We start from the raw sequence: 23,219 nt of genomic DNA, 5'->3' as shown, positions 1-23,219 counted from the left end.
TCAGAAGACAGACCGCGTTTAGAGGATGTTTTTCTTGCGATATCAGGAAGGCCCCTGCTTCGAAGTTTATACTTTCTGATATCTAAAGAATAACGTCTATCGACGAATTTTCTCAGAAGACAGACCGCGTTTACAGGATGTTTTTCTTGCGATATCAGGAAGACCCTACTTCGAAGTTTATACTTTCTGATATCTAAAAAAAAGAGACAGTACCGGGAAATTCCCCGCCTGTCTCTTCTATAAAAACACTGCGCCCGTAATCTAAAGCCTGTGACCGCTTAAATAAACAAAAACGGAATGAGGAACAACAGCGCTATGGCTTCCCAAGCAAACACATTGGCTCCCCACCCGTATCCGCCGTAACCGTAAGGTCCGAACGCGGACGTGTGCGCACCGCCTTTAGTAGACTTCGAAGATTTTTTGCCCTTCTTGCCTTTTGTGGACAATATATATGCGGATGGGTTCGCAAATTCGAGTTCAAGGCCTCGATCATGTACGCCGCGTATGGTCCCCACGACTTCCGTTCCATCACGCATGACAGCGCAAACGGTCTTTCCGACGTAACCTCTGCATCCTTCTGCCGAAATTGGTATTGGCTGCACTCTATCTCCCCCTCCCCAGCGTTTGTGTATTATATTCCTCCTGGGGAGAAGGCGGCAGAGATAGATGTCCACGTCACCAAAAATCCGCAATTGAACCTGACTTAATCACTAGCCTTTCGATAGGCCCTAACCATTAAATCCTCGTCGATTGCGCCTTGAAACCGCTCTGATATCACACCATCCGGCTTAATGACGTAGGTGGTCGGATAGGCCACCACCTCATATTGTCTCGTGCTTGCTCCGCTCTGGTCGTATAGGACAGGGAAGGTTAAGCCATTTTTCTCGACGAAGGTTTGTACCTCACTCATGCTATTTTCCAAATGCGTCATATTGACAGCCAGAATGATTACATTCTCATCCTGATATTTGTCGTAAAAATCCTGCATATAGGGCATTTCTACCTTGCATGGCGGGCACCAGGAGGCCCAGAAGTTCAGAAGAACGGTTTTCCCCCGATAATCGGACAGTTTGACCTCCTGCCCTTCCCGATTCATCAGCGAAAAATCCGGTGCGCGAAGTCCGGGCTTTAACCCTTCAGCAATGGTATCCGTATTAATTTCCACATTCGGAGATACGTTCGCTTCTCGCTCGCTGCCCGCGGTCAAAGCAAAGTCATAGATTACCCACACGAAGAGAGCCCCCATGATGAGCAGCACCGCTCCATTTCTGCCTAATCCCAGGGTAAGAAAGCGGGACAGCGGAGAATGGAAGTGAAGCCAGCTCATCGTCAGCAGTAAGCCGAATATTAGCATATAGAATAATGAAGAGTTTACACCGGCCCCGTCCGCCCACAACCACTGAAATACATACCCGGCCCATCCGTCTGCAAATGCCGACAACAGTGCGGACTTCAGCAGCAGACCTGAATTCTCCCTTTTTTTATTCCAGCGCAGAGCTGCGTAGACCAGGGCTAGAACGGCCCCAAGCCATATCCCCTTCGTTCCGCCGGTCATGTAAATAAGCGAGGTGGGATGCTGAACGGTGCGGATCGGATCGAACACCAGCATCCCGAATTTCCATGAAATAAAACCGATGATAAGTACAGTTAAATAAGTGTCCAGGATCCATTCCCGCTGCGGCGTCTGACGCAAACGAATTCGAAGCGCAGCAAATCCGGCTGCCGCACAGATCAGAAAAATCACGATGTCGGCCCTCATCATAAAAGGTCCTATCGGAATTATGCTCAAATGCAAACCTCCTCAGGTCGGCAGAACAATTACCCGCCGGGGTATATCATCATCATAGTAGATTCCCTCTCTAATGTAAACTCAAGCGGGGCATTTTTCAGGAGAAGGATCCAATCCGGTCAATGGAACTCCATAGCAGAGCCACTTCCGTATGCGTTTTTCCGCCGATTACAATTTCTTTTCGTCTCCGTTCCTGGCCGCCCATATGTTTATAAAAATGCTCAGCCGAATTACCTTCCAGCACCCAGACCAGTAAAGAACGATACCCTTTCTTTTGCAGAAACTCCTTCAGCCTCGCAAAAAGCTCCCGTCCCCAGCCCATCCCTTGAATCTCTTTCAGGAGATAGATCGCGTAGAGTTCTCCTTCATCAGAAATCTTCTGCTCTCGCTCCGTGCCGTAAGACATGAACCCGTATACCTTGCCATCTTCATCGGCAATGACCAGAAGTTGTTCGTCCTCCGGCATATTGGCAAGCTTACGGCGCCAGCCTTCAATCCGATCCGCAGCAGACAATTTTTCTAAAAAGCGATCATCCACGATCCCCTTATACGTCGTTTTCCAGCTGTTCACATGGACGTTAGCAATGCCTGCTGCATCCTGTTCATTTGCGTGCCTAATCTGCATGAACTTCCTCTTCCTCCTGCCCATATCTTAATCCCTATGTATTCGCGGACACGCTCCGCGATCCTCTTTTTTCTTCGTGAACGCTTCATCCCCGATGACGAAATGCCCATTCCCGGCATAAATATATCGGGATATCGCGATCTCGAAAACAGCTGGCATGGAAGGAGCGCATCTTGATTGGATAAGGCATTGATACGGCTTGAAGATATCGGTCCGGGCGGCTGGTATGAGACGGAAGAACAACAGGCGAAGCTGCTGGTAATCGCACAGTTGCTGCATCAGCTGCAGATTCCCTTTCATCTGGCCGTCATTCCGCGATATGTAGATCCGGCACATCATGTGGATCGGTCGATAGATGATCAGCATGATGGAGCTTCCCTTCGATTTGTCCGGCTGCTACAAACGATGGTAGACCTTGGGGCCTCGATTGGTATTCATGGATATACGCATCAGTACGGGGGATCGGTAAGCGGCGACGGATTTGAATTTGCTTATTCCGAATGCAGCGCCGACTGTCCTCCAGATGATCCGCCCGAAACGGTCCATTCGCTCCGTCAGCTGCAGCAATCTTATGCTTATCAGCGGGTACAGCAGGCTCATAAGATGTTTCAAAGAGCTGGTCTTCCGGCGGTTTGGTATGAAACTCCTCATTATACCGCTTCATCTGTCCAGCGACACATTATCGAGATCTGTAACGGCATCCTCTATGAATCACCGCCTTCCAGCCCGGTTGCAAGGACAGCAGCACTACAGCACATCCCGGACGATCCGTTAACGAACGGGACGATCTACGTTCCCACACCGCTTTATTATGTGGCAGGTGATAAGATCGAGGAAGAAGTCACTCGGATAGAACGGACATTGCAGGATTTCACAGGAGCACGGGAACTGGCTTCATTCTTTTACCACCCCTATCTCGAATTTCCCTATATCCGCTTCCTTGCTGACGGCAATGTGCATTATGACGAGCATTCACCGCTCAGAAGAATCATTCAAGCCTTCAAGAGGGAGCTTAAATCGTTTGTGTCCATAACCTCGATCATGCCCTTTATACCGGATTTCAGGGAAACCCGATTGCTGGACAGGATGACCATGAAACACCCTAAGTTTCTGCACGCCAAGAGACAAGCGCTGCCGGATCGATGGATTGTCCGGGACGAGACCAACAACCTATGGTACGACGCTGCTCTTGAGGTCGGGTTCTCCATGAAAATCSATAATGGCATACGATATATACGCCCCATGTTGGCAGATTGGCCACTATACCCGGGTGGGACTGCGATGGCTGGCGATTACGATGGGGATGGCAGCATCGATGCGGCTGTATGGAATGCGGAGCTTGGGATATGTGAGGTTGCCTTGGGCTCAGGCAGCCGTTTAGTACCTTCGGGTCATTGGCTCTGTGAATCTGGAGCCGTGGACTGGAAAGCTCTAACGGGAGATTTTGACGGAGACGGCAGACATGATTTATTTTTATGGGACCCTGTCACAGGGAAAGCCGCCATTGCTTTTAGCTCCGGGCGTGATTTTTATTCTCCCCTAATTCAGCATGAGGTTTCCGTACGGGGTGAAGGCATGATACCCTCCATAGGAGATGTGAATGGCGATGGGCTGGATGACCTGGTTGTGTGGAATTCCGACTCAGGCACATGCCAGGTCTGGTTAAGCACCGGGAAACAGCTCGTGGATGCGGGAGATTGGTATTCCGCCAAGAGTCCAATGGGTTCTTTCATATCCATGATGCTTGGCGACGTGGATGGCGATGGGCTGGAAGATTTGATTCTTGTTGAACATACCGCAGGGAACTGGTTCGTTCTATATGGCTCGGGGACCGCCTTCGGGCGGCAGGAAGAACGGTTTGGGCCCTGGGTTGCCGGAGAACGCATGACACCTTTCATTGCCGACCTGACGGGCAATGGCCGTGTCAGTCTGCTGGCATGGTCTCCGAATCGGCTTGGCGGCACCTTGGACGCCGCCATCAATTCCAGAGACCGGACAATCGGATAAGGACATGATATACTTCTATACAACGAAACCGGGTCATTTCAAAACTCCCGCTATACGCGGTCTGTCATCGGAGAAAGAACGTCGATAGATCTATAGGATCATCTCTATACTTATTTCTATATTTGGAGGAGAATTCATGTCATCCAATAGCAAGAGCAATTCTAACAACAATACAGCCGGTCCATCATCCCCAGTCAAAATCGTGAAACCCAAGCTCCCTAAGCAGCTTGAGCCTATGATTCTATCCGATACTGGCGTTGACGATGAATCCTCATTTATTCAATCCACTTGTCTGGACGAGACCCTGTCTTATATTTCAGCCGACAAGGTTCAATTCGATCAAATGATATTCCATAATGTTACGTTCCAGCACGTCACGCTCCACCATGCCGAACTAACGGATCTTGTGTTTAACCACTGCGATTTGTCCAACGTCGACCTCAGTGAGGCCATTATGTACCGCGTACAATTCAATCATTGCAAAATTCTGGGGCTCGACTTGACGGCAGCCACCATCCGAAATGTCGTATTCGATCATTGTACGGGCGACTACGCTACGTTCCGTTTTGCTAACATGAAGCAAGTGTCCTTCCAATCCACCTCGCTCGTAAAATCGGATTTTTATCATTCCGAATTAAGTAAGGTGGAATTTGTGGATTGCCAGATCGACCAGTCGCAGTTCTCCGGCACGAAGCTTGCGGGAATCGACTTAAGCCGAACGGACTTTCATAACATCGGCGTGACCCTGGAAGATCTTCAAGGATGCATCATATCGCCGCATCAAGCCATCCCGTTAACCAAAATATTCGGTCTTGTCGTAAAAGATTGAGCGTGAGCTTAGGCTTGGCCCATATAATCAAAATCGTTTGTTTACAGGGGAACGTATACACGTGCACAGCATAAAGCGGCTTACTCCGTGGTCCGCTTGGACCTTTCGGGTTAAGCCGCTTTCTTGAATCATCCTATTATTGATCAAGGGTGTATTTCTGCAAATCAAGCGGGAGCGGGGCCGGGATGTCACAGGTGCTGACCATCTCATAGCGCTTGCCTTCATCGGAAGCATCATGGAAGCCCCACATGGCTTCAAGCACATGATAGGCAAGCTCGCCGCTCGCACGATGAGCTCTTCCGCTGCGGATGGCGTAGGCCATATCCGCCGGGCCGATCCCTCTTGTATTCTCGTTATACCCGGGAAGCAGCGGCTCTTCCGTCCACTCGGTTTCTCCGGTCAATCGATATTGTACGGAGCCGCCAAAGCCGTTGGGATCCGGGACGAGCATCGTGCCCTTGGTGCCGTAGATTTCAATATTAGGCAGCGTGCTGCCTCCAAATACATCAAAACTCGTAATCAGCGTGCCAATCGCACCGTTATGAAACTCCATAAGTCCAGCCACATGAGTAGGAATGTCCACATGAATTTTTTGACCCTGTTTTTTCTCACTGGTAATCGTCCGCTCCGCAAGGGCCGTCCCGGTCATGCCGCTAATACGGCGGATCGGTCCCAGCAGCTGAACCAGCGCCGTCAGGTAGTAAGGCCCCATATCGAACATCGGACCTCCGCCGGCGGCATAATAAAATTCCGGATCGGGATGCCAATGCTCATGACCGCGGCTCATCATAAATGCGGTCGCTGCTATCGGCTTGCCGATGCGCCCGTCTTCAATCAGCTTCAGTGCCGTTTGGATTCCTGCTCCAAGAAATGTCTCAGGAGCACATCCAACGAGCAGACCTTTGGACGCAGCCATATCCAGCACCGCCTTACCCTCTTCACGGGTTACGCCAAGGGGCTTTTCCACATACACGTGCTTGCCGGCTTGCAGCGCATCCAGCATAATTTGCGCGTGTAATGCAGGTATCGTCAGATTAATGACCAGCTCAATCTCCGGATCTGCAAGCAGCTCCTCGGTAGTGTATACATTCGGAATATGATACTTGGCAGCCTGTTCCTCGGCACGGGCACGATCGATATCCGCACACGCCGTCAACTCCAGGATATCGAACTTATGACAGTTTTCCATATAGATGCCGCTGATTTTTCCGCAGCCAATGATGCCAACCTTTACTTTCTTCATGATCCAAGTCTCCTTCTGCCTTATTGGCTGTCTCCCATGCCTGTGTAGCCTTGACCTTCCGTAAACACACTCATGTCCGAACCCGAATATAATGCTTTTCCTTCAGCAGCCCAGAGCAGTCCCCTGCGCATCATTTCCTTCACCTGCGGCATATCGACGATATCGGCATGATGGCCGAGGGAATTGTAATAGACCCGTCCATATCCCCAGCGCTTCGTCCATACTACCGGCATATCAACCGCTTGGTTCAGCAGATGCGGTCCGGCCACAACCGGAAAGCGAGTGGTTGCCAGCACTTCAACGGCCGGATCGACATGCAGATAATACTGCTCGGAGACCACCGTAAAATCCTGCATCCCTTCCACCAGCGGGCTGGAGCTCGATTTAATCTCTACCTGGTACTTCACGCCATCGTTGCCCGGATGCGCAACCCATTGACCTCCGGTCATGAACTGCCAATCCACATTGTTGCGAAACGAATCGCACATCCCGCCGTGACAGCCCGCCAAGCCGGTTCCCTTCTGCACGGCAAGCGATACGTTGCTCACCTGCTCCTTCGATATTTCTCCCATCGTCCATACCGGCACGATCAGATCCAGGGCCTGAAGTTTCTCTGCATCATTAAAAGCATCCAGCGTGTCGGATACCTCAACCTCATATTGCTCAGCCCGAAGCAATTCCGCGAAAATGCCGGCAACCTGCTCAGGTTCATGTCCGTCCCAGCCGCCCCATACGATCAAAGCCTTTTTCATGCGTAGCACTCCTTTTTTTATGTGTCCGGCCAGAATTGGCCGAAGTGACTTGATTACATTTCCGACAACCGCACCCAGCGGCGTTCTTCAATGGATTTATCCACGGCTTCCAGCACAGCCTGACATTTCACGCCATCCTCGAAATTCGGCACAGGCTGCCTTCCCTCGGAAATAGCCGTCGATAGCTCCAGGATTTCATGCGTAAAGGTGTGCTCGAAACCAATCGTATGTCCCGGCGGCCACCATGCCTCCATATAATCGTGAACGGGATCGGTTGCCAGTACGCGGCGGAAGCCCTGAACATCCTCATCGTCGGACGTAAAGTAAACCTCCAGCTCATTCATTCGTTCAAAATCGAATTTGACGCTGCCCAAGCTGCCGTTGATCTCAAAGGAATTGGTGCTGCGGTGCCCTGCGGCAAAGCGCGTCGCCTCAAAGCTGCCCAGCGCCCCGTTCTCGAAGCGGGTCATGAACAACGTGGCGTCATCTACCGTCACTTTCCCCATGGGACCGCCTGTGCTTCCTTTTGCACTTAACCCGGTCATCTCGCTGGCAATGGGACGCTCCTTGATAAAGGTCTCGCTCATTCCGATCACTTCCTGCATATCACCGACCAGATAATGCGCGAGATCGATCAGGTGGGCACCAAGATCCCCATGCGATCCGGATCCGGCCACTTCCTTCTGCAATCTCCATACCAGCGGGAATTGCGGGTCCATGATCCAATCCTGCAAAAACCAAGCGCGGAAATGATAAATCTGACCCAATCTTCCACTCTCAACCAGCTTCTTGGCCAGTCTTACAGCTGGCGAAAATCTATAATTAAACCCAACCATATGGGTAACTCCCGCTTCTTCCGCCGCCTGCAGCATCTCTCTGGCATCCGCCAAGGTCAAGGCAAGCGGCTTCTCGCAAAATATATGCTTCCCCGCCTTCGCCGCGGCAATGGCAATCTCCTTATGGGCATCGCTTGGGGCGTTGATATCGATCAGATCGATATCTTCCCGATTGACAAGCTCCTTCCAATCGGTAACGCTTTCACTCCAGCCCAATTGATCCGCAGCTGCTTGCACGGCCGACACATTGCGGCCGCAGATCGCCACCATTTCAGGCTTCAACGCCTCCGGGAAAAACATCGGCAAGCTCCGGTAAGCATTGCTGTGGGCTTTGCCCATAAATTTATAACCAATCATGCCTACACGTAATTGTTTCATCCTTCATTCCTCCTTAAATAAGAGTTATTCATTTCGATGAAGCGAAGATGCACGGATTACCAGGCGAGTTGGCAGCTGGCGATGGAGCACTGCGTTCGTTTCGCTGCCTTCTGGCAGATCGGAGGCGTCCAGCATACGAAGCACATGATCCGCTGCAAGGCATCCCAGTTCATAGAACGGAACCCTCACGCTGGTAAGCGGCGGCGTGCACAGCTCGGCGGCTTCCGAATCGTCATACCCGACAAAAGCAGGCATTCGCTCCTCTGAAATGCCTAGCGCACGCAGCCCCTGCTGAAGTCCAATCGCCATGCGGTCATTGGCTGCAAATACGGCTTCAATCCGGTCCAGCTTCCCGGCGACTTTCTCGGCAGCAGCATAACCGCTTTTACGGCTGAAGTTACCTTCGAACAGCAAAGTTTCATCCAGTACGATTCCCGCTTCATTCAGTGCCCGGCTGTACCCCTTCAACCGATCGCGACTGTTGGAATACTGAGGCGGCCCATTAAGAAAAGCAATGTTCCGAAATCCCTGCTGCGTCAAGTGATGAACGGCTTGATAGCTGCCATCCACATGATCGGCATCCATAACGTGAAAGGCCTCGCCGTCAAAGTATTGATTAATCAGGCAATAAGGGTGATCCGCTTCGCTCAGCTGTTTGATGGCCGCACGTTCGCCTTCATCATCCCGGGCACCAAGAATAATGCAAGCGTCTACCTTCTGGGTGCGGAACAGATTCAAGTAATCCATTGAACCGCCGGGCTCACGGAACAGCATCAATAGGTCATACTGGCTTTCCAGCGCCTTACTGCCAATACCGCTTAATATTTCGGAAAAATAATAAGCGGAGAAGATGCGGGCTTTCGGCAGGTAGGGCATGACAACGCCCAGGTTACCGCTTCTTCGGCGGGCAAAACTTCGGGCAAGCGCACTTGGGGTATACCCAAGCCGATCCGCCGCTTCCAGCACCCGCTGCTTGGTCTCTTCCTTGATAGGTCCGACCCCGTTCAGTACACGGGATACCGTCGCTTCCGAAACGCCGGCAAGCTGTGCTACCTCTTTACGACTAGCGATATTCATCAAGCCTCCTGCAATTTATGTACGCGCGTACATTTTCTCATGGAGCCTCGCTGTTGTCAACCGTCTTAACCTGCAAAATTGTTCTTGCACCCTTATTTCAGATGTGCAATAATCTTCTCCAGATACTTATTAAACCCGTTTAAAAAGAAAGGGGGGTGGTGATGGATACGCGCAAAGAACCTTTACCCACACCGCAATCCATGAAATACGCCGTACGGCGCGCGCTCCGCGCTTCCCTGCTGGAGCTCGGTAGCGGAACCAAAGCGGAGCTGAGTGACAGGCTCGGCATCAGCTTTCCAACGGTGAGCAAAGTGCTGGAACAGATGGCGCAGGAGGGCGAAGTTACCCTGCTCGGACTGGATGAGTCCAGCGGCGGGAGACGTGCAAACCGCTACGCTTTTAACCCGGACTATATGCTGGGTCTCGCCGTTTATTATGAGAAGGAGCGGAGCGTATACACCATTTTTAACTGGAACGGCGATCTGGTCGAACGACAAACTGAAGACGGCATACTCCAGCTTGGACCGGAAGCGCTGGCTTCCCAGCTAAGAAGCTGGATCCACCGTTATCCGAAAATCCGCTCGATTGCGGTCGGCATGCCGGCTGCGGTTCGTGATGGCGTCGTTTTTCACGTGCCGTTGTACGGGACATTCCAGGATTACGACCTCAAATCTTACCTGGAGGACCTGTTCTCCATTCCTGTCATCGTGGAGAATGACATGAATGCGGCCGTGCTTGGCTATCAGAATCTGAGCCGTACGGAGGAGGCTTCTCTTGTATACGTGTATTTCGGACACAATGGACCGGGGGCGGGGCTGCTGATCAATGGAAACGTCGTTCGGGGCAAGTCGTTCTTTACGGGTGAGATCGGTTATGTACCGATGAGCAAAGACAACAATTTTCAAGATGTATTGGAGCGTAAAAGTGCCGTCATGAGCAGTCTCATCGAGCCGGATGAGGAGCAAATCGATGCGTTAAGCCGATTAAGCGCCGCCTTCACCGCGATTCTCAATCCGGATGCCATTCTGTGGTGTGAGCATAACCTCCTGCCCTCCACCCTGCTCTGCATTAAAGACCGGGCTTCCGCCTACGTACCGGAGCGTCATCTGCCCGAAATGCTGCTTCGCGAGTGGGAGCATGACTATATAGCCGGCCTGCAGCGGCTTGCTCTGGATATGATGATATCCGATACAAGTGCAATGTAAAATTCAACGATGACGATTGGGGAATAACCGTGAATACAGACCTTCAAACGAAAGCAAAACCTAAATTCAGCAAAGACTACACCCTTCATCTGGCAACCATCTTTCTGGGCTTTATCATATTTGGAATATCGGAAAACATTAAGGGACCCGCCATTCCAAGGATTCAATTCGATTTCCACCTGGATGAAATGCAGATCGGCACCTTGCTATCCCTGAACGCGCTCGGGTACTTGATTGCCTGTTCATTCACTGCGTTGTTAACGCGGAAGATCGGGATCAAGTGGGTCAGTATGGCCGCCTTCGGTTCGATGGCTATCTCTGGTGTGTTGATCTTCCTGTCGCACAGCTACCCGATGTTTACCGCATCCTATTTCTTTATGTACATTGGAAACGGTATGCTGGAGATCGGTCTTGCCATATTAGCTGCCCGGATCTTTGTGCGAAACACAGGCACGATGATGAACCTGTCCCATTTCTTCTACGGAATCAGCTCAACCGTGGCACCGATGATTGCATCCGGACTTATGACCGTAACCGTGTTTAACTACGCACTGGACTGGCGGGGCATGTATCTGGCCATGCTGATGTTATCCGTGCTGCCAATGATCCCGGCACTCATGAGCAAGTTTCCCGGGGACGATCTATCCGAAACGGAACGAACCCCGCTTAAGTTGTTAGTTAAAGATCCTGCACTGTGGCTGGTCGTCATGATTCTATCCTTCGGTGTCGTATCGGAGATGGCAGTTGGCGGTTGGCTCGTAAACTTTCTTGAAAAATCGTACAAATGGGAACCTACGGCTGCTGCCGGGATGCTGTCCGCCTTCTTCCTCTGCTTCTCGGCAGCACGCCTGCTGCTCGGCCCGATAACGGACCGGATCGGCTTCACGCTGTCCATCATCATCCTGTCCGCGTTGACTGGCGTATGCACGTTTATTGCAATCTTTGGCGGAGAATCCTATGCGTTCCTGTTCGCGGCAGCAGGCATTGGAATTGCTCCGATTTATCCCACGGTCATGGCGCTCATTGCCAAAAGATATCCGAAAGAGAGCGACACCGCGATTACGTTCATCGTCACCATGATGGGAATCGGCAGCGTTATCGGCAATTACGCGATCGGAGCGATCACAAACGGCTTCAAGCAAATGTACGGCAGCGGAACAGAACTCGGGCTGCTGCGCGGGCTTCAGGCGGGCTATGGCTTCATCGGATTGTGTGCCATCCTATGCTCGCTCTTTGGCATCCTTCTGTACCGTTATTTAAAAGTCCGTAAGCAATTGGTCTAATCCTATGATTCCTTGAACACTAAGGGAGCCCTCTTATAAGTACAAGAGGGCTCCCTTTTATTGATGATGATCGTTTGCCTACCCACACCCTAATTAACCCAAGTCGGGTTGATCAACAAGTTCGATGCTTGCTGTTTCGGTATGGTGCAGCTCAAACACCAAAATTTCATTGCGGCCCTGCTTCAGCAGGGGTCCAGGCAGGTAAAGCGCTGCTTGCGGTCCTTGTTCCCAGTAACGCCCCAGGTTGAAGCCATTGACCCATACAACCCCTTTTCCCCATCCGTCCAAGCGGATAAACGTATCTCCAATGTCATCCACCGAGAATTCACCTCGATAAAAGGTAGGGCGGTCCTGCTGTTCAAACGGACCCGTAAGCGGTTGAAACGATGCCGCATTCGGATTCTCAAGCGGCACAGGATAGATGCTCCAGTCATACAGGAACTGGTTGTTCATCCGGACTCCCTCAGTGATTCCTTTATAGTCCTTCAGCTTCGGGCCGTAATTGATACGCCCCATATTCTCGACAACGATCTCCAGCTTGGCGCCGGCTGCCGGAACATCGAACTGGAGGGCTTGGGGATTCCAGCGTTCAACCGTCCCCTGATACTTACCGTCCAGGAATACCTGTGCCCGGTCATGCACCTCTTGCAGATGCAACGATTCTCCCTGGCGAGGTCCGGTAATATCCGTTGCATAAACGATGAAGCCATAGCTTTGACCCAGCAGTTCCATCGGTACAGGTGTTGTGCGTTTCACCGCCTCGGATAGCGTCGGCAGATGCTCCAGCAAGTCGGCATAATGCGTCATGCGAACCGAGCCATAGCTTTTTTTCTTGACGGGCTGAGGCAAACTTGGAAAATCAGAGAGCTCTTTTCCCTGATGCTTCGCAATCATGCTGCGAATAACCTCGTACTTAGCTGTTACATCCCCGCACTCCGAGAGTGGGGCATCATAATCATAGCTGGTGATCGTCGGCTCATACTTCTCGTGAAAATTCGCCCCGTTATAAAATCCGAAATTGGTTCCCCCATGAAACATGTAGAAATTCACGGATGCATGCAAGTCCAGCATCTCTTTGAACACCGCAGCAGCATCTTCCGCGTCCCGGGTATGATGCGGTTTCAGCCAATGATCAAACCATCCGTTCCAGTATTCCATGCACATGAGAGGGTCTTCCGCTCGATATTCCCGCAGTTTGGCAAAAGCCTCTTCCGTTCTCGAACCAAAGTTGACGGTGGCAAGCACGCCTGGAACGGTTCCCCCTTGCAGCATTCCGTCGGTGGGACCATCCGAAGTGAACAGCAATACATCTACGCCCCGCTTGATCAAGCCATCCTTCAAGTATTCCAGATATGCCGTATCATTTCCGTAGCTCCCGTACTCGTTCTCGATTTGCATTGCAATCACCGGGCCTCCATTGGAGGTTAATAACGGAACCAGCCGCGGAATCAGTTCATCATAATAATGGTCAACCTTCTCCAGATACAACGGATCCATGCATCGCAGTTGGATATCCGGATACTGCAGCAGCCAGGACGGCAGCCCGCCAAATTCCCATTCTGCGCATATGTATGGGCTTGGCCGAAGGATCACATGCAGCCCGAGGTCACCGGCGATTTGGACGAATCTCTCCAAGTCGGCGATGCCTTCAAACGTAAATTGTCCTTCCTTGGGTTCATGCAAATTCCAGGGAATATAGGTTTCCACGGTGTTTAATCCACAGCTTTGCAGCTTCATTAGTCTGTCTTCCCAATACTCCGGCACGATCCGAAAATAATGTACGGCACCCGACAGAATCTGGATCGGCTCATCGCCGAGCACGAACTGTTGATTAACCGCTTTCAATTGAGCTTTCATTTTCTGTTTCCTCCCTGCTCGTATCATTTTGCTTGCTATTGTCATCATCTATCAAAAGCTCGTGCTGCTCAATCTCCAAATGGAGCATTCTTTATACCTTTTGTGCCGAATATTCAGAATCGAGAAGAACCTATTATGATACAATATATGGCATAATCACTGGAATTTTCGAAGCTAAAGGAGCATGGCCATTATGGATATCGCTTTTCGCTTTCCCAATATGATTCACACGCTTCAAGTAACGGGATGCCATTTTGATTCCCAGCCGCCCGGCTGGAGTTATCCGAGGCATCATCATCACCTGTTTGAGCTGCTGTACTGTCTGGAAGGCGAGGTTCTCCAGGAAATTCATCGGGAGTCTTTTACGCTGCGGCAAGGAGAATGGCTTCTGATCAAATCCGGAGTCCCCCATCAAACCACGAATCTGGCCAACGGGCCATATGGATACTTTAATGTTCATTTTGATCTCGATGATCAGGAAATTCGAAGCTCATTATCCGCTGCCCCTTACCGTCACATTCGCCAACAGGAAAGTGCGCACAGCAATCTGAAGGCATACATTCAAGAGCTGGAGGGAATCGTTCGACGCAGTCAGCCGGCAGCCCATTCGCTTCAACCGGAGAACCCGAGGGCTGAATACAATCTCACTTTTGAAGACAGACTGCTGCTCCAATCCTATACATTGCTCATCATCCACGATGTGCTCTCCCTCCTGAAGGTGCAGGATGAGGTCCAGCTGTCTTCGTCGACACAGGCAGTATCAGGCTCCCACAAGCCGTCTTCCTTGCTTGCAGCCGATGCGGCGCATGCCATTGAAGAGAAGCTGTCATCAGGGCTTACAGAAGAGATCTCTGTCACAGCCGTATCCAAAGAGCTGAATTTAAGCCGCAGCCAATGCAGCAAGTTGTTTCGCCAAGTTTACGGAATATCGCCAAGACAATATATCAGCCGACAAAAGCTCACCCTGGCCAAAGAGCTGCTGGTCACGACCCATCTGCCAATGACGGCGATTGCCGACAAACTCGGCTTTCGCTCAGCCAGCCATTTTTCAAGGCAATTCCGCCGCTGGACCGGGCAGTCGCCGACAGAATACCGTCCCAGACACTGAATCGGGGAACCTGATTATTTTTAGTAAGTTACTTGACAATCAATAGCATAATTGAGTATGATACAATCTATAGTTTCAGCTATACAAAAGTTAGTTGATAACCACTTAAAAATAAGGAGCTGTTACCATTCATGCGTAGCTATTCTTCTATGGGTACTTTCATTATTCGGGTTATTCTGGGCGTTATCTTTTTGGCTCACGGTTTGGATAAATTCCAGAGCGGCATCGGCAACATCGAGGGCTTTTTCGCCAGTCTGGGAATCCCCGCATTCATGGCGACCGTTGTGGCCATTATCGAAATTGTGGGTGGTATTGCATTGATTATCGGTTTGGGAACGAGAATTGCCTCCCTAGTTCTTGGCGTTGTGCTTGTCGTAGCTATTTTTCAGGCCAAGCTCGGCATGGGCTTCCTGGGTGGCTATGAATTGGATATTGCCTTGCTGGCCATGGCCGTTCATCTTGCCCTTAGCGGCAGCAGCCTGCTCTCGGTCGATTCGTTGTTTGGCAAGAAAAACTAAGCCTAAGCGACGACCATATGTAAGAAAAACATCCATCGACGTACTCTCTAAGAAGACAGACCGCGTCTAGCGGTAGTTTTTCTTGCGATATCAGGCAGCACATCCTCCGAAGTTTATACTTTCTGATATCTTAGAACATAGAAAGAGAGCCGCACCTGACGATCAGTCTCCCAAGATCCTGATCCAGTGGTACGGCTCTTTTTTACATGTTATGAAAAGCTGCTGCCGCCCTTTTCGGCCGCTATAGCCGATTTCCTCTGCAGTCTCAGAAGCGCGAACGATAACCCTGCGGATATCGCAATACAGATGGAGCCTGCAATGTACACCATGCGAATGCCGAGTGTATCCGCAATCAGACCCATGACCGCAATCGATAAACTCGTTACCGTGGACAGCAAGATATCACGCGAAGCGTAAATTTTCGGCAGCAGCTCTTGATCCACGCTGGATTGGAGCGCGGTTTGCTGCGCCACATCACGCAGCTGATAGGCCGGTCCCATTGCAATACATAGGATTAATGCCATGATCGGAATACTGTTTAGGCCATACCACAGGGTAAGCAAACTGAACACCGCTGATCCTACGGCCATGCATGGAATCAGATTTTTCTGGATAAAGGAAGACAGGAGCAGCATCAGCAGCCCACCCGCAATGGCGCCTATATAATAACTGGCATTAATGAATCCCCACCAAGCTTCGCCTTGATGCAGCACTTCCTTGACATACACCAGCGTGATCGCTCCCACCCAGATGGTTCCCGCGATCCCTTCAATCATATCCATCATCGTCACGATTCTTAATGTCGGATTTCGCCACAGGTAGAACCAGCCTTCACGAATCACTTCCCAGCCTGTTTTCGCTCCTCCCGCCGCAGCCGGTTCCTTCTCCTTCATGGAGCGTGCTGCGATCCAAAGGCACAACACGGATACCCAGATGAGTACGCAGCTCATGATTAACGTCGGCATATGTCCAAACCGTACAACGAGAAAGCCCGTGAAGGTATATCCTGCAATCTGCAAGGATTGACTAGTCACGGACAGAGAGCTGTTAGCCTTAACCAGCCGGTCAGGTGCAACTACTCTCGGAACCATGGACTGAATGAGCGGGTTTCCCCATCCTTCGGTAAAAGCAATGAACAAGATAAACATACACAGCACGGAAACCTGAGATGATATGTAGGGAAATGCGATAACCAATGCGGTTAACAACAGGGCTTTCATGACTTGAAGCCTCACCAGAAGCTTGGAGAAGCCGAATTTCTCCATCACAAGCGGAGCCGTAAGGCCGGCGACTAACCGTGCGACTGCGTTAAACAGCGGGAATAACGCGGCAATAAAGGCCGATCCGGATTCTTGATACATAAAGGTAGTCAATACCATGATGTAGACAACGCCTGCAAGCGAAATGCTTGAATACGCGGTCCAGTAGTATAGAAAGCCTCCTCGTTTCATGTCCACACCCTGTTCTGCTGATCTTTTTTCTAATAGTCATAACATAGGTTGAATGTTTCTGTAAAGATAACGGAAGTTCCCCCATACTAAAAAAAGCCTGCTCCCATGATCCATCCATGAGAGCAGACTTACTATAACTCGGCTATGAAGCGCTATGGGCAACCGACCAACGGTCCTGCCCCGGATAAGGACATCGCTTGTCTTTAAGCTTCGCGGTGATCTGTACGATGCAGCCGCACAGCGTGCATGTCGTGTTCCCTTGCAGCTTTGGACAAGAGAAGCACGCACGCAGACGGGCATCATACTCACCATCCGGCACGCAACGGTCAGACGTAAACATTGGAGATGATAGGACGCGCGTAATTTGTTCCTCGTTAACCCGGTAATCGTCATGACAACCTTTACACCGATTATCCGCCATCCTCTTCGTCTATCCTGCCGTGATCTCGAGAACGGTAACGGACATCGGTGCCAGCTTGGCACGCAGAACGTCGCCTTCTTGTTCAAAAGCATGGAATGCAGCCGGCTTCAGAGTCTCCGGCGATTCAAAGGTGTTGTGAGCGTCCAGCGAATCGGAGGCTAGCTGCCGGCCTACGATCTTGGACACCGCTCCGCTTAATCCCCGAAGCTGAATCGTCACGTCACTTTGCTCCGCATGACTCACATTACACAGACTCACATGGATTTTGCCGGCTTGATCCTTCGAGGCCGTTACGGATACTTGCGGAATCTTCTCGCCGTCCATCTCATAATCAGCGCCGCTGTAGTTGGTAGCCAAACGCTCTGCATCCTGATGCACTTTATACATATCAAACACATGATAAGTCGGAGTAAGAATCATCTTCTCGCCTTCGGTTAAAATGACGGACTGCAGCACATTGACAATCTGCGCAATGTTCGCCATGACCACCCGATCATTATGCTCGTGAAAGATAATCAGCGTTAAACCCGCCACCAGAGCATCACGGATCGTATTCTGCTGATACAGGAAGCCCGGATTGGTGCCAGGCTCTACGTCAAACCAGGTTCCCCACTCGTCTACAATGAGGCCGATCCGCTTGTTAGGATCATACTGGTCCATGATTGCCGAATGTCTCGTAATCAATTCATCCATATGAAGCGCCTTCTTCATCGTGGTGAACCATTCCTGTTCGCTGAATCCGGTAGCAGCGCCTTTGCCTGTCCAGAATTCGCCAGGAATCGTGTAATAGTGAAGACTGATGGCATCCATGAACGGATGCGCTTCTCTCATCACGGTTTCCATCCAGCGGTAATCATCCACGTTCGGGCCGCAGGCAATCTTGTAGATCTTGTTATCGCCATAGTTGCGAACATAAGTCTGATAGCGTCTGTACAGATCCGCATAATACTCCGGCCGCATATTGCCGCCGCAGCCCCAGTTCTCGTTCCCGACGCCAAAATATTTAACATTCCATGGCTTCTCGCGGCCATTCTCCTGGCGCCATGCGGCCATCGGCGACACGCCATCAAAGGTCATGTATTCAACCCATTCCGACATTTCCTGCACGGTGCCGCTGCCGACATTGCCCGATATGTATGGTTCACAACCCAGAAGCTCGCAAAGACGGAGGAATTCGTGGGTGCCAAAATGGTTGTTCTCCACAACGCCGCCCCAGTGCGTATTGACCATTTGCTTCCGATTCTCTCGTGGACCGACGCCGTCCTTCCAGTGGTACTCGTCGGCAAAACAACCGCCTGGCCAGCGCAGCACCGGTATGTTAAGCTGTTTCAGCGCCTCCAGTACATCATTGCGGATCCCCTCCGTATTCGGAATCGGTGAATCCTCACCCACCCATATGCCCTCATAAATGCAGCGACCCAGATGTTCGGAAAAATGACCATAAATATTGCGGTTGATCTTGCCTTTGGATAAATCCGAATGAATGGTAATAACATGACTCATGACTTATTCCGCTCCTCACCGTTGTTTTATAGATGTTTATATGAAACAGTTTAACAATCTTTAAAACAATGATATCGACCAAACCGGATTCCGTCAACCCGTAATTTAAACGCTTTCACGAAATAGCCTTATTTTTCACCAAAAAAAGACCGGCCCAAGCCGATCTTCCAATCGGGCTCTGAGCCAGTCTCTCTTCAACGCGTCGCCCGGATTAAAAATTCCCGGGTCCGCTCTGCCTTCGGTTGATTAAATATTTGATCCGGCGTGCCCGATTCGACGACCTGTCCGTTATCCATGAAGATAATTCGGTCCGCCACTTCTTTGGCAAAACTCATCTCATGCGTGACGATCACCATCGTCATATGCTCCTCGGCCAGCTGCTTGATAACCGCCAGCACCTCGCCGGTCAGCTCGGGGTCCAGCGCCGATGTCGGTTCGTCAAACAGCATGATGTCCGGATTCATCATCAGTGCTCTCGCAATGGCCACACGCTGTTTCTGTCCGCCCGACAGATTCCCGGGGTATACATCTGCTTTATCAGATAAACCGACCTTCTTCAGCAGAGCGGCGCTGTTTAACCTGACCTCTTCCTTTGATTGTTTCTTCACATGTTTAGGTGCCAGTCCCAGATTCTCCTGTACCGTGAGATGAGGAAACAGGTTGAAATGCTGGAATACCATGCCCATCCGGGATGTGATCGCTTTGATCCCCGGCGGGCTGGCATATACGCCATCCTTCACGAGATATTGATCCTGCAGCTTGATCGATCCGCCATTAATCTCCTCCAGATGCACCAGGCTCCGGAGCATGGTGCTCTTCCCCGATCCGGAAGGTCCGATGACGGCAATCACTTCATTCTTCTGAATCTCAAAGCTGACGTCCTTCAGCACGTCCAGCTGGCCGAAGGATTTTTTTACATGGGTTACTTCGATAATTGCCATTACACGACAGTCCTTCTATTCATATTTAAATCGGCGTTCCAGAAACTTAAACAACATGGTTAACACGAGCGTCATTAGCAGGTATATGACGCCTGCAATGAAAAACGGCATAATCGTAACATCGCGATTGACCGCCGTATAGGCGAAGTGCAGTAACTCCGGAACCGCTACGGCATACAGCAGCGCCGTATCTTTTACCAGTGTAATGGATTCATTGGATACCGCCGGCAGGGCTACGCGAAACATTTGGGGCAGAATCACTTTCGTGGTCGTTTGCCAGCGGTTCAGGCCCAGCACCTTGGACGCTTCATATTGACCCTTGTCAATCGCCAAGAGGCCTCCCCGAAAGATCTCCGCAAAATAAGCGGCATAGTTTAGCACAAATGCCAAACATGCGGCTACAAAACGGTCCAGAACGAGATACTCTCCGATCACGGGCAGCACTGGCAGCCCAAAACAAAAGAACAACAGCTGCAGCAGCAGCGGGGTACCACGAAACACATAAATATAGGCATTGGCCAACCAAGCCAGCGGCTTGATTGCGCTTCGAACCATTAACGTGAACACAAACCCGAGCGGGATGGAAACCAGGATAGCAATTAAAAACAACAGTACCGTTGTCTGTGCGCCCTCCAGCATCGGTTTGCCGATTTGAACAATGTAATCCATACTCATATACGCTTAACTCCTAATGGAAAAACTTCTTGAGATGCTTGAAGTTCTTCAAAAATATCGTAGACCCATGGAAGGAACACAAAACCGGAGCCTTTGGTCAAAGTCCGGTTTTTTGGAATACCTATGGAAGGATGAATAACCATCCTTGTGGAACGTCTTACTTCAACACTTTGTTTTCGCCAAACCATTTCTCGGAAATCTTGGCTGCCGTACCATCGGCATTCATTTCGTCCAGTGCTTTTTGCAGGCTTTGAAGCAGCTCCTCGTTGCCCTTTTTAACCCCGATCCCGTACTGCTCCGGTGCCAGAGATTCCTCGAGAATCTTGTATATTCCATCTTCCTTGGACATGAAGTATTTCATCACCACTTCGTCTATGACCACAGCCTCTACGCGTCCATTCTTCAAATCGCTCAGAGCCAGCATATTGTCAGGGAATTCGTTGATCTTCTTCACTTGCGTGTGAATCTCGTTGGCGCTTAACGCGTCAGCTGCCGAGGACAGCGACTGCAAACCGATCTCTTTGCCTGCCAAATCGCTGATCGAAGTTATATCCGAATCAGCCAGCACGGCGACGACCTGACTGTTCTCCAGATAAGGCTTGGTAAACAACACTTTCTCCTTGCGCTCATCGGTGATGGTATAGCCGTTCCATATCAAGTCAATGCGGCCGCTGCTAAGTTCGGACTCCTTCGATTTCCAGTCAATCGGCTGGAACTTGACTTCCTTGCCCATCTTCTCAGCGGCTGCACGGGCATAATCGATATCAAAGCCGACAATTTCATTGCTCTCGTCGCGAAAGCCCATGGGCGCAAACTTGTCGTCGATCCCGACAACCAGCTCATTGCCGCCGCTTGCGGAGCTTGAACAGCCGACTACGGTTAATAACAGCATGAAGCCTGCTAATACTGATGCTATCTTTTTCACCAAAAAATCCCCCTCGTAGACATTAAACGCAGCTATATTCTGGATGCAAAGGAATTCGCATCAGATGCAAAGACTGCTTTTTCGCTTTAGTACGTTATCAAGACTCCATGATACCATATTAGCAGAGAAGAGTCGATAGTTTCATAGAATGGTCAATTTTCACCGCCTGATATGAAATTTATGTATTTTCATCCTATTTTAAGGTTATTTTAAGGATGAATTCAGTTTAGCGGGAAAGAATGATGGACTGTAAGACCAACATCAAGAAAGGCGGTAAACAACAATGACAATCCACTTGAAGTCAATGAAGCGGCTGGTGCTTGTCGCCATCGCTGTAGTCATGGGCCTCGCTTATCTTCCCGTCTCGGTCTCGGCGGAACCGGTCGGACAGCAAACAGAATCACCGGCTGTTCCTTCTTCCCAAGACGAACGCGGGCAACATAAACCCGGTCATATGTTCAAGGCCATCTCCGAATTTCTGAAGCTGGAACCGCAAGTTCTTCGAGATAAACTCAAAACCTCGACACTCGCGGAAATAGCCAAGGAACAAGGTGTATCCAGAGAGGCCGTAAAAGCCAAGATCGTTGAGCTGTTGAAGGATAAAATCTCCTCGCATCCGAAGCAGTTGGGCAAATCCATCGATTACTCCGCTGCCGCGGACAAGCTGCTTGACGCCAAAGGCGGGTGGCAGAAGCAGCGGATGCATCAGCGCCATGGCCGGTTGATCTCGGATAGCGACGAGCTGGCCAAACTTCTGAAGACGACGCCGGAAGCACTCAAGCAGTCGCTCCAATCTGGAAAATCGCTGGCACAGATCGCGAAGGAGCAAGACGTGCCCGTCCAGTCCGTCATTGATCAACAAGTCCAGGCACTCACGAAGCGCCTGGATCAGAAGTTGACCGAAGGCAAACTGACGAAGGAAGAATACGAGGAGCGCAAATCCAGAATTGCTCCGTTCGTGAGCGATGTGGTGAATGGTAAACTCAAACCGATGAAACATAGCCGGTAATGTACCCGCTTAACGCATAACCTTTTGTCATTGAATAAGAAAAACGTCTATCGACGTACTTTCCCAAATAGACAGACCGCATTTAGCGGAAGTTTTTGTTGCGAGATAAGGAAGCTAAGCCTCGAATGTTTATACTTTCTTATCTCTTAACACAAGAGCCGCTCCATCGGTTAGGAATAACCCATGAAGCGGCTCTTTATCGTCCGTTTATTCTATTTAACATCCATTTAAGGCACGTATTGCTGGATCATCTTCACTACGACGCCATCTTCGAGGGTGATATGAAATGGAAACCATTTCATGTCTACGATATCATCCTTTTCGTAGATATTCGTGAATTTGTCCAGGCTCACCATCTGGTTCCAGGAAATCTGAGCATCCTCATACCGCCCGGTATGATCGTACAACTGAAGCAGCACTTCGGCATCATCAGCCACAGGAAGTTCAATCTGTTCTTCCGTATCATTTACGATATAATAACCATCCGGTGCTTCCGTCATCTCAGGGTCCTGCTCCCGTTCGCGGAATACCTGATTCGCTTCCTCGCCCTCGTACCATTTAATCGGATCTACTTGCAGATAGACCTTGCCGTCTCTAATCTCAAGCCCGTTAATATAGACAGCTTCCTGATTCGAAGCTTTCGGAACCGGCTCATAATTGTTGCCTGAGGCTACGCCAACGGTTGTCATCATGATCAGTACCAGCAGCATCATTGCTCCCAATTTCCAAGCCGACTTCTTCATCTTCTCATCGCTCCCTCTTCATCTTCTATTAAATGGATTCAGCT

At 50.4% G+C, this 23,219-nt stretch carries 22 protein-coding genes; 7 read left to right on the top strand and 15 right to left on the bottom strand.

The window, feature by feature from the left end:
- Window positions 1-278 precede the first annotated feature (278 nt).
- From ACPV3A_RS29205 to ACPV3A_RS29195, 3 genes are all read right to left on the bottom strand, one after another.
- Window positions 279-602, bottom strand: coding sequence for a hypothetical protein (locus ACPV3A_RS29205; protein WP_426203055.1), 324 nt, complete (start codon window positions 600-602; stop codon window positions 279-281).
- A 101-nt stretch (window positions 603-703) separates the two neighbouring features.
- Complete coding sequence (locus ACPV3A_RS29200; protein WP_426203053.1) at window positions 704-1,789, bottom strand: redoxin domain-containing protein; 1,086 nt, start codon at window positions 1,787-1,789, stop codon at window positions 704-706.
- 97 nt (window positions 1,790-1,886) lie between these two features.
- A complete protein-coding gene (locus ACPV3A_RS29195; protein ID WP_194543418.1) occupies window positions 1,887-2,414 on the bottom strand; it encodes a GNAT family N-acetyltransferase in 528 nt (175 codons plus the stop codon).
- Between the two features lie 177 nt (window positions 2,415-2,591).
- Here ACPV3A_RS29195 and ACPV3A_RS29190 point away from each other — a divergent pair, with 177 nt between their 5' ends.
- Together ACPV3A_RS29190 and ACPV3A_RS29185 are read left to right on the top strand one after the other, a co-directional pair.
- Window positions 2,592-4,421 (top strand): DUF2334 domain-containing protein, encoded by a 1,830-nt coding sequence (locus tag ACPV3A_RS29190; RefSeq protein WP_426203051.1) that lies wholly within the window; start codon window positions 2,592-2,594, stop codon window positions 4,419-4,421.
- Window positions 4,422-4,557: 136 nt separating this feature from the next.
- A complete protein-coding gene (locus ACPV3A_RS29185) occupies window positions 4,558-5,250 on the top strand; it encodes a pentapeptide repeat-containing protein (protein ID WP_339218156.1) in 693 nt (230 codons plus the stop codon).
- A 136-nt stretch (window positions 5,251-5,386) separates the two neighbouring features.
- On the opposite strand, the gene ACPV3A_RS29180 is transcribed toward ACPV3A_RS29185, so the two are convergent.
- From ACPV3A_RS29180 to ACPV3A_RS29165, 4 genes are read right to left on the bottom strand one after another with little or no spacing between them, the layout of a single operon-like run.
- Complete coding sequence (locus tag ACPV3A_RS29180) at window positions 5,387-6,493, bottom strand: Gfo/Idh/MocA family protein (protein ID WP_426203049.1); 1,107 nt, start codon at window positions 6,491-6,493, stop codon at window positions 5,387-5,389.
- A 20-nt stretch (window positions 6,494-6,513) separates the two neighbouring features.
- A complete protein-coding gene (locus ACPV3A_RS29175; protein WP_194543422.1) occupies window positions 6,514-7,245 on the bottom strand; it encodes a ThuA domain-containing protein in 732 nt (243 codons plus the stop codon).
- Window positions 7,246-7,298: 53 nt separating this feature from the next.
- Window positions 7,299-8,459, bottom strand: coding sequence for a Gfo/Idh/MocA family protein (locus tag ACPV3A_RS29170; RefSeq protein ID WP_071220291.1), 1,161 nt, complete (start codon window positions 8,457-8,459; stop codon window positions 7,299-7,301).
- A gap of 24 nt (window positions 8,460-8,483) precedes the next feature.
- Complete coding sequence (locus ACPV3A_RS29165; protein ID WP_194543423.1) at window positions 8,484-9,536, bottom strand: LacI family DNA-binding transcriptional regulator; 1,053 nt, start codon at window positions 9,534-9,536, stop codon at window positions 8,484-8,486.
- Between the two features lie 161 nt (window positions 9,537-9,697).
- On the opposite strand from ACPV3A_RS29165, the gene ACPV3A_RS29160 reads away from it, so the two are divergent.
- Together ACPV3A_RS29160 and ACPV3A_RS29155 are read left to right on the top strand one after the other, a co-directional pair.
- A complete protein-coding gene (locus tag ACPV3A_RS29160; RefSeq protein WP_259445210.1) occupies window positions 9,698-10,741 on the top strand; it encodes an ROK family transcriptional regulator in 1,044 nt (347 codons plus the stop codon).
- A 29-nt stretch (window positions 10,742-10,770) separates the two neighbouring features.
- Window positions 10,771-12,024: an MFS transporter gene (locus tag ACPV3A_RS29155; protein WP_426203044.1), complete on the top strand. Its 1,254-nt coding sequence runs from the start codon at window positions 10,771-10,773 to the stop codon at window positions 12,022-12,024.
- Between the two features lie 93 nt (window positions 12,025-12,117).
- Here the strand turns inward: ACPV3A_RS29155 and ACPV3A_RS29150 are convergent, their stop codons facing one another.
- The gene (locus ACPV3A_RS29150; RefSeq protein WP_426203042.1) at window positions 12,118-13,881 is read right to left on the bottom strand and encodes a glycoside hydrolase family 35 protein; all 1,764 of its coding nucleotides are present in this window, start codon (window positions 13,879-13,881) and stop codon (window positions 12,118-12,120) included.
- Window positions 13,882-14,074: 193 nt separating this feature from the next.
- On the opposite strand from ACPV3A_RS29150, the gene ACPV3A_RS29145 reads away from it, so the two are divergent.
- Entirely contained in the window at window positions 14,075-14,989 is a 915-nt protein-coding gene (locus ACPV3A_RS29145) for an AraC family transcriptional regulator (protein WP_426203040.1), read from the top strand.
- Window positions 14,990-15,120: 131 nt separating this feature from the next.
- A complete protein-coding gene (locus tag ACPV3A_RS29140) occupies window positions 15,121-15,507 on the top strand; it encodes a DoxX family protein (protein ID WP_426203039.1) in 387 nt (128 codons plus the stop codon).
- Between the two features lie 209 nt (window positions 15,508-15,716).
- On the opposite strand, the gene ACPV3A_RS29135 is transcribed toward ACPV3A_RS29140, so the two are convergent.
- From ACPV3A_RS29135 to ACPV3A_RS29110, 6 genes are all read right to left on the bottom strand, one after another.
- The gene (locus tag ACPV3A_RS29135) at window positions 15,717-16,958 is read right to left on the bottom strand and encodes an MFS transporter (RefSeq protein WP_426203038.1); all 1,242 of its coding nucleotides are present in this window, start codon (window positions 16,956-16,958) and stop codon (window positions 15,717-15,719) included.
- Window positions 16,959-17,100: 142 nt separating this feature from the next.
- On the bottom strand, window positions 17,101-17,379 hold the full coding sequence (locus ACPV3A_RS29130) for a hypothetical protein (protein WP_194543429.1): 279 nt from the start codon (window positions 17,377-17,379) through the stop codon (window positions 17,101-17,103).
- Between the two features lie 9 nt (window positions 17,380-17,388).
- Window positions 17,389-18,882 carry an alpha-N-arabinofuranosidase gene (locus ACPV3A_RS29125; RefSeq protein ID WP_426203036.1) on the bottom strand — a complete coding sequence of 498 codons (1,494 nt, stop codon included), beginning with the start codon at window positions 18,880-18,882 and terminating at the stop codon, window positions 17,389-17,391.
- Window positions 18,883-19,076: 194 nt separating this feature from the next.
- Entirely contained in the window at window positions 19,077-19,823 is a 747-nt protein-coding gene (locus ACPV3A_RS29120) for an amino acid ABC transporter ATP-binding protein (protein WP_071220282.1), read from the bottom strand.
- Window positions 19,824-19,838: 15 nt separating this feature from the next.
- Window positions 19,839-20,498, bottom strand: coding sequence for an amino acid ABC transporter permease (locus tag ACPV3A_RS29115; RefSeq protein ID WP_426203033.1), 660 nt, complete (start codon window positions 20,496-20,498; stop codon window positions 19,839-19,841).
- A 157-nt stretch (window positions 20,499-20,655) separates the two neighbouring features.
- Complete coding sequence (locus tag ACPV3A_RS29110; RefSeq protein ID WP_426203031.1) at window positions 20,656-21,423, bottom strand: amino acid ABC transporter substrate-binding protein; 768 nt, start codon at window positions 21,421-21,423, stop codon at window positions 20,656-20,658.
- 283 nt (window positions 21,424-21,706) lie between these two features.
- Between ACPV3A_RS29110 and ACPV3A_RS29105 the strand changes: the two genes are divergently transcribed.
- Complete coding sequence (locus ACPV3A_RS29105) at window positions 21,707-22,432, top strand: hypothetical protein (protein WP_426203030.1); 726 nt, start codon at window positions 21,707-21,709, stop codon at window positions 22,430-22,432.
- Window positions 22,433-22,659: 227 nt separating this feature from the next.
- Here the strand turns inward: ACPV3A_RS29105 and ACPV3A_RS29100 are convergent, their stop codons facing one another.
- Entirely contained in the window at window positions 22,660-23,175 is a 516-nt protein-coding gene (locus ACPV3A_RS29100; protein ID WP_426203028.1) for a hypothetical protein, read from the bottom strand.
- Window positions 23,176-23,219: the final 44 nt, after the last annotated feature.

This window comes from Paenibacillus sp. Dod16 (assembly GCF_049893405.1).
Classification (GTDB): Bacteria; Bacillota; Bacilli; order Paenibacillales; family Paenibacillaceae; genus Paenibacillus_AQ.
Note: the sequence above shows the minus strand (reverse complement) of the source record. Positions and strands in the feature narration are given on the sequence as shown.

Coding starts and splice junctions, on each gene's coding strand:
- ACPV3A_RS29185 (WP_339218156.1), top strand. CDS start 4,558: ATGTCATCCAATAGCAAGAGCAATTCTAACAACAATACAGCCGGTCCA.
- ACPV3A_RS29115 (WP_426203033.1), bottom strand. CDS start 20,498: ATGAGTATGGATTACATTGTTCAAATCGGCAAACCGATGCTGGAGGGC.
- ACPV3A_RS29145 (WP_426203040.1), top strand. CDS start 14,075: ATGGATATCGCTTTTCGCTTTCCCAATATGATTCACACGCTTCAAGTA.
- ACPV3A_RS29135 (WP_426203038.1), bottom strand. CDS start 16,958: ATGAAACGAGGAGGCTTTCTATACTACTGGACCGCGTATTCAAGCATT.
- ACPV3A_RS29160 (WP_259445210.1), top strand. CDS start 9,698: ATGGATACGCGCAAAGAACCTTTACCCACACCGCAATCCATGAAATAC.
- ACPV3A_RS29130 (WP_194543429.1), bottom strand. CDS start 17,379: ATGGCGGATAATCGGTGTAAAGGTTGTCATGACGATTACCGGGTTAAC.
- ACPV3A_RS29140 (WP_426203039.1), top strand. CDS start 15,121: ATGCGTAGCTATTCTTCTATGGGTACTTTCATTATTCGGGTTATTCTG.
- ACPV3A_RS29170 (WP_071220291.1), bottom strand. CDS start 8,459: ATGAAACAATTACGTGTAGGCATGATTGGTTATAAATTTATGGGCAAA.
- ACPV3A_RS29100 (WP_426203028.1), bottom strand. CDS start 23,175: ATGAAGAAGTCGGCTTGGAAATTGGGAGCAATGATGCTGCTGGTACTG.
- ACPV3A_RS29105 (WP_426203030.1), top strand. CDS start 21,707: ATGACAATCCACTTGAAGTCAATGAAGCGGCTGGTGCTTGTCGCCATC.
- ACPV3A_RS29125 (WP_426203036.1), bottom strand. CDS start 18,882: ATGAGTCATGTTATTACCATTCATTCGGATTTATCCAAAGGCAAGATC.
- ACPV3A_RS29165 (WP_194543423.1), bottom strand. CDS start 9,536: ATGAATATCGCTAGTCGTAAAGAGGTAGCACAGCTTGCCGGCGTTTCG.
- ACPV3A_RS29175 (WP_194543422.1), bottom strand. CDS start 7,245: ATGAAAAAGGCTTTGATCGTATGGGGCGGCTGGGACGGACATGAACCT.
- ACPV3A_RS29195 (WP_194543418.1), bottom strand. CDS start 2,414: ATGCAGATTAGGCACGCAAATGAACAGGATGCAGCAGGCATTGCTAAC.
- ACPV3A_RS29120 (WP_071220282.1), bottom strand. CDS start 19,823: ATGGCAATTATCGAAGTAACCCATGTAAAAAAATCCTTCGGCCAGCTG.
- ACPV3A_RS29180 (WP_426203049.1), bottom strand. CDS start 6,493: ATGAAGAAAGTAAAGGTTGGCATCATTGGCTGCGGAAAAATCAGCGGC.
- ACPV3A_RS29150 (WP_426203042.1), bottom strand. CDS start 13,881: ATGAAAGCTCAATTGAAAGCGGTTAATCAACAGTTCGTGCTCGGCGAT.